The sequence below is a fragment of the Roseateles sp. P5_B10 genome, from assembly GCF_056400485.1.
Genome location: NZ_JBFULE010000369.1, coordinates 1 through 5,204, shown reverse-complemented (window position 1 = coordinate 5,204; position 5,204 = coordinate 1). Strand labels below are relative to the sequence as shown.

Here is a 5,204-nt window from a genome sequence, read left to right as displayed (position 1 = left end):
GGCCCAGGAGGCGGGCTCCAATGTCGAGAAGTGCCCCAAGAAGCTCGGCGTGCTGGCCGTGGCCGAGCCGCAGCACGGCTGGAACCACCTGTCGCACTATGGCCTGGGCTCGCCCGCATCGCTGCTGCGCATGATGGTGCAGCAGTCGGGCTGCTTTGACGTCGTCGAGCGCGGCGTGGCCATGCAGAACCTGCAGCAGGAGCGCAACCTCGCCGCCGCCGGCGAGATGCGCCAGGAATCCAATGTCGGCAAGGGCCAGATGCAGGCGGCCGACTTCGTCATGACGCCCAATGTGCTGGTGGCTGCCAGCAACACCGGCGGTGTCGGCGGCGCCATTGGTGGCCTGCTGGGCAACCGGCTGGGTGGCATCGGCGCCATCGCCGGCGGGTTGAAATTCAAGGAGGCCAGCACCAGCCTGCTGATCGCCGACGTGCGCTCCAGCATCCAGGTCGCTGCCGCTGAAGGCAAGGCCACCAAGACCGACTTCTCCATCGGCGGCTGGGGCTACGGCGGCGGCGCGCTGGGCGCCGCGGGCGGCTACACCAGCACGCCCGAAGGCAAGCTCATCGCTGCCAGCCTGCTCGACAACTACAACAAGATCGTGCTGGGCATCCGCGACCAGCAGAGCCTGATCCGCACCGGCAGCGCCGCCGGCGACGCGAATGCGGGCGCCTCCACGCAGGCTGGCGCGCCCGTTCCCGCGGGCCAGATGCTCGTGGCCAAGATCTCCAACGTGAAGGCCTACGCCGCCCCGTCGCGCGACAGCAAGGTCGTTGCCACGCTGAACCGCAGCGATGAACTCGTTGCCACCGGCGAGGTCAAGGACGGCTTCGTCAAGGTCGACGCCGCCAACTTCAGCGGTTGGGTGCAGCGCACCCTCGTGTCGCCGAGCGGTCGTTGATGAGGGTTGCTCTCGTCACTGGGGCTGGCTCCGGCATCGGCCGGGCCGTGGCCCGCGCACTGGCGGCTGAAGGCTGGACGCTGGCGCTGATGGGCCGCCGCGAGGCGGCCCTGCGCGAGACCCTGCCGGATGCGCTGGCCCTGCAGACCGATGTCTGTGTCGAGGCCCAGGTCGACGCCGCCTTCGCGACGCTGCGCGAGCGCTTCGGCCGGCTGGACCTGCTGTTCAACAACGCCGGCATCTCCGCGCCGGCCGTGCCCATCGATGAGCTGACGGTGGCGCAATGGCGCGCAGTCGTCGACACCAACCTGACCGGCAGCTTCCTCTGCGCCCGCGCAGCCTTCGCGCTGATGAAGGCGCAATCGCCGCGCGGCGGCCGCATCATCAACAACGGTTCCATCTCGGCCCACGCGCCGCGGCCGTTCTCGGCACCCTACACCTCCACCAAACACGCCATCACCGGCCTGACCAAGTCCCTGAGCCTGGACGGCCGCGCCTTCGACATTGCGGCGGGCCAGATCGACATCGGCAATGCCGCGACCGAGATGACCGAGAAGATGACGCGTGGCGTGCCCCAGGCCAACGGCACCATGGCGGTGGAGCCGCGCATGGACGTCGAGGACGTGGCCCGCGCCGTCGTCTACATGGCCGGCCTGCCGCTGTCGGCCAATGTGCAGACGATGACGGTGATGGCGACGAGCATGCCGTTTGTCGGGCGGGGCTGAGGGGTGACGATCGTCACGGCCCCAGCGGGCGCTCAGCGTTCAGAATAGGGGTCATGTCGCTGTTCCGTTTGCTGCTTCGCCTGCTGATGCTCGTCGTCGGCGCCTTTATCGGCCTGGGCCTCTTCCTGATCGCCGTGCTGGCCTTCCTGGCCTTCCTGCTCGTCAGCTTGCTGACCGGCCGCAAGCCGAATCTGCAGTTCCGTGTCAACAAGAACCCGTGGGCGCAGCGCCGCCAGCCGGCGGGAGAAGTGGTGGACGTCGAAGCGCGTGAAGTGCACGACGCCGCGCCACTATCGTTGCGCTCACCCGACCAGCGCTGAGCTATTTCAGTTCCACGGGTCCGTACCAGGTGCGGGCCGACGCGCGGCTGTTGTCGCTGTCCGTCATGACGGCCATCGAGGTCAACGGGCCTGGCGCCTCGCCAAAGGCCAGGCGGAAGTCGGCGGCCAGGTCGCGCCGGTGTTCGCGCCAGCGGCGCAGTTCCGCGGGGCCGGAGTCGACGACGATCTTGCGGATGCGGTCGCTGCGTGGGTTGATGACGACGGTGCCGACCGGCAGCTTGCTGTCCCAGACATACATCAGCGTCGCATAGGGCGGCAGCTCGCCGGTCAGGGCCTGCGCGAGTTCGAACTTCATGCGCGTGCGCAGCGGCAGTTTGTCGATGTCGCCGGCGAAGCCGAAGATGACGCGGGCGACGGCGTCCTCATGGTCGATGTCCGAGACATTGGCACCCGGGATCAGGCCCTGCACCCACCATGAGAAATTGACCTCGCCGACGCTGATCTTTGCCGGCTCCAGCCGCTTGCGCCAGATGCTGGCCGAGCGATCCGAAGCAGCTTCCAGCGCGGGGCGGCCGTCCTTCTCCGTCCAGTTGTACTGGGTAAGCTTCTTGCCGGGCAGGGCCAGCGGCTGCCAGCCTTCGGCGGCTGGAGGCGGGGCGACGGTCGTGGCGCAGCCGGCCAGCAAGGCCAGGGCGCTGAAGGCGAGTGCGCCGCGCATCACCAGGTCTTGCGCTGCAGCTCTTCGAGGATCTCGCCGTAGATGCGATAGCGGCTGGCGCTGATCAGCCCCGCTTGAACCGCCGCGCGCACGCCGCAGTCGGGCTCGTGGATGTGGCTGCAATTGGCGAAGCGGCAGTTGGCGTGCTCGCGCAGGTCGGGCATGTAGCGCCACAGCTCGGCGGCGTCGATCTGGCGCAGGCCGAATTCCTGGAAGCCGGGCGAGTCGATCAGCGMCGTCGTGCGTGTCTCGTCGGTCCAGTACCACTGCGTCGTCGTCGTCGTGTGGCGGCCGGAGTTCAGCGCCTGCGAGATCTCGCCGATCTGGGCCTTGGCGTCTTTCACGAGCAGGTTGATCAGCGTGCTCTTGCCCGTGCCACTGGGGCCGAGGACGAAGGTGCGTTGGCCGGCCAGCCAGGGGTCCAGCGTCGTGCGGGAGCCCTCGGGGTCGGCCTTCAGCGCGACCTCGAACATCTTCAGGCCCATGGCGCGATAAGGTGCCAGGCGCTCGCGAGCCGAATCGGTGCCCGGCAGGTCGGTCTTGTTCAGCGCGATGGCCATGCTGATGCCGGCGGACTCGGCGGCGATCAGGGAGCGCGTGAGCTGGCTCTCACTGAACACCGGCTCGACAGCGACGAGGACAAGCAGCTGGTCCAGGTTGGCTGCGAAGCTCTTGGTCTTCCACTCGTCCTGGCGGAACAGCAGATTGCGCCGAGGCTCGACGGCTTCGATGACTCCCTCATCGCCGGAATCGGCGAAGCGCACCTGGTCACCAACGACAGCCTCGCTCTTCTTGCCGCGCGGGTGGCAGACGAAGCGCTTGCCCTCCGAGTCCTCGACGATGTAGTGGCGGCCATGGCCGCGCACGACAAGTCCCAGGTCCAGCGCCTGGAATTTACTCATGTACCGGTCGCTTCGGGCAAGGCGCTCACTTGTGCCGCACAGATCGCGTCATTCAAGGTCAGCCCGCCGCGCGAATGCGTCGTGAAGCTGACCGTGCAGGCGTCGTAGCCGACCAGCATCTCGGGGTGATGGTCCTGCGCGTGGGCGATCTCGGCGACCGCGTCGACGAAGGCCATGGTCTGGTAGAAGTTCGCGAAGCCGAAGCGGCGCCCGATCACTTTGTGTTCGGCGTCCGGCAGCCAGCCGGGCAGGGCGGCCAGCACGCGGGTTCGCGTGTCGGCGTCCATCAAGGGCGCCTTGGGGTCACATTGGGCGAGCAGGAGGTCGTTCATGCGGCGAGGGCTGCAAGACGTTCGGCAGCAGGTGGGTGGGAGTAGTAGAAGCGCGCGTAGACCGGGTCGGGTGTCAGCGTGCCGGCATTGTCCTCGTGCAGCTTCAGCAGCGCCGAGGACAGGTCGGCGCCGCTGGCCTGGGCGCGGGCATAGGCGTCGGCCTGGAACTCGTCGCGGCKCGAGAAGTGGCTCGCCAGCGGCGTCACGAAGAAGCCGAACACCGGGCCGGCGAGCAGGAAGAGGATCAGCGCCAGCGCGTCATTGGGTGCGTCGAGATTCGGCGTTGCACCCAGGCCCAGGTAAAAGGCCGGCTGTTGCGCCAGCCAGCCGAGCAGCGCAAAGCCGGCGAGGCTCATGGCGAACATCAACACGATGCGCTTGGTGATGTGCTTGTGCTTGAAGTGGCCCAACTCGTGGGCCAGCACGGCCTCCACCTCGCTGCCGTTGAGCTTGGTCAGCAGCGTGTCGAAGAAGACCACGCGCTTGGCCGGGCCGAAGCCGCTGAAATAGGCATTGCCATGCGCCGAGCGTCGGCTGCCGTCCATGACGAACAGGCCCTTGGCTGCAAAGCCGCAACGCGCCATCAGCTTCTCGACGCGGTCCTTCAGCGCCAAATCGGTCAGCGGCTCGAACTTGTTGAACAGCGGCGCAATGACGGTCGGGTAGATGACCATGATCAGCAGGTTGAAGCCCATCCACGCGCCCCAGGCCCATAGCCACCAGAGCGGGCCGGCCGCGCCCATCAGCCAGAGAATGAGGGCGACGATGGGCAGGCCCATCAGCACGCCGACGGCGAGGCCCTTGGCCATGTCGGCGAAGAAGAGCTTGAGCGTCGTGCGGTTGAAGCCGAAGGCCTGCTCGATGCGGAAGGTGGACCACAGCTCCCAGGGCAGGTCCAGCAGTGACCCCGCCAGCACGAAGACGGCGACCAGGCCGAGCTGGTAGCCCATGCCTTGCCAAGCTTCGGGCAGCATGTGGCTGGCTTCCAGCGCCCAGCTGTTCAGAGCGTTCAGGCCGCCCAGCAACGTCCAACCGAGCAGCACGGCCGCATTGAAGGCCAGGGCCAGCAGGCCGAAGCGGGACCGGGCGACCGTGTAGTCCGCCGCCTTCTGATGAGCCACCAGCGTCACGTTGCCGGCAAAGGCTGCCGGGACCTGGCCGCGATGGGCGGCGACATGGCGGATCTGGCGAGAGGACAGCCAGAACTTGACGAGGGTCGAGGCGGCGAGCGCGGCCGCAAAAGCAAGGGACAACAGCAGGGGAGACATAAGCCTCAAGTTTAGGCTGCGAGAATTCCTCATCTTCAGAGTGAGCCCAGCATGTCCGACACCCTTGCCCTCAGCGA

The 5,204-nt window shown here is 67.5% G+C and carries 7 protein-coding genes; 3 read left to right on the top strand and 4 right to left on the bottom strand.

Going from position 1 to position 5,204, the window contains the following annotated elements:
• From AC1DU6_RS19540 to AC1DU6_RS19530, 3 genes are all read left to right on the top strand, one after another.
• On the top strand, positions 1-901 hold a 901-nt coding region (locus tag AC1DU6_RS19540; protein ID WP_477859010.1), incomplete at its 5' end, for a CsgG/HfaB family protein.
• Positions 901-1,626: an SDR family oxidoreductase gene (locus AC1DU6_RS19535; RefSeq protein ID WP_477859008.1), complete on the top strand. Its 726-nt coding sequence runs from the start codon at positions 901-903 to the stop codon at positions 1,624-1,626. The genes AC1DU6_RS19540 and AC1DU6_RS19535, both read left to right, overlap by 1 nt.
• A gap of 53 nt (positions 1,627-1,679) precedes the next feature.
• Positions 1,680-1,946, top strand: a complete 267-nt coding sequence (locus tag AC1DU6_RS19530; protein WP_056197677.1) for a hypothetical protein — start codon at positions 1,680-1,682, stop codon at positions 1,944-1,946.
• Between the two features lies 1 nt (position 1,947).
• Here AC1DU6_RS19530 and AC1DU6_RS19525 read toward each other — a convergent pair whose 3' ends face one another.
• From AC1DU6_RS19525 to AC1DU6_RS19510, 4 genes are read right to left on the bottom strand one after another with little or no spacing between them, the layout of a single operon-like run.
• Complete coding sequence (locus AC1DU6_RS19525) at positions 1,948-2,625, bottom strand: DUF3047 domain-containing protein (protein ID WP_457322151.1); 678 nt, start codon at positions 2,623-2,625, stop codon at positions 1,948-1,950.
• Positions 2,625-3,527 carry a ribosome small subunit-dependent GTPase A gene (gene rsgA / locus AC1DU6_RS19520; protein ID WP_477859005.1) on the bottom strand — a complete coding sequence of 301 codons (903 nt, stop codon included), beginning with the start codon at positions 3,525-3,527 and terminating at the stop codon, positions 2,625-2,627. Before rsgA ends, AC1DU6_RS19525 begins: the two co-directional genes overlap by 1 nt.
• Positions 3,524-3,814 carry a 4a-hydroxytetrahydrobiopterin dehydratase gene (locus AC1DU6_RS19515; protein ID WP_457322147.1) on the bottom strand — a complete coding sequence of 97 codons (291 nt, stop codon included), beginning with the start codon at positions 3,812-3,814 and terminating at the stop codon, positions 3,524-3,526. The genes rsgA and AC1DU6_RS19515 overlap by 4 nt, the downstream gene beginning before the upstream one ends.
• 41 nt (positions 3,815-3,855) lie before the next feature.
• Positions 3,856-5,127 (bottom strand): M48 family metallopeptidase, encoded by a 1,272-nt coding sequence (locus tag AC1DU6_RS19510; RefSeq protein ID WP_477859003.1) that lies wholly within the window; start codon positions 5,125-5,127, stop codon positions 3,856-3,858.
• Positions 5,128-5,204: the final 77 nt, after the last annotated feature.

Excerpts from the sequence above, each read along its gene's own strand:
- AC1DU6_RS19535 (WP_477859008.1), top strand. The coding sequence starts at position 901 with ATGAGGGTTGCTCTCGTCACTGGGGCTGGCTCCGGCATCGGCCGGGCC.
- AC1DU6_RS19530 (WP_056197677.1), top strand. The coding sequence starts at position 1,680 with ATGTCGCTGTTCCGTTTGCTGCTTCGCCTGCTGATGCTCGTCGTCGGC.
- AC1DU6_RS19525 (WP_457322151.1), bottom strand. The coding sequence starts at position 2,625 with ATGCGCGGCGCACTCGCCTTCAGCGCCCTGGCCTTGCTGGCCGGCTGC.
- AC1DU6_RS19515 (WP_457322147.1), bottom strand. The coding sequence starts at position 3,814 with ATGGACGCCGACACGCGAACCCGCGTGCTGGCCGCCCTGCCCGGCTGG.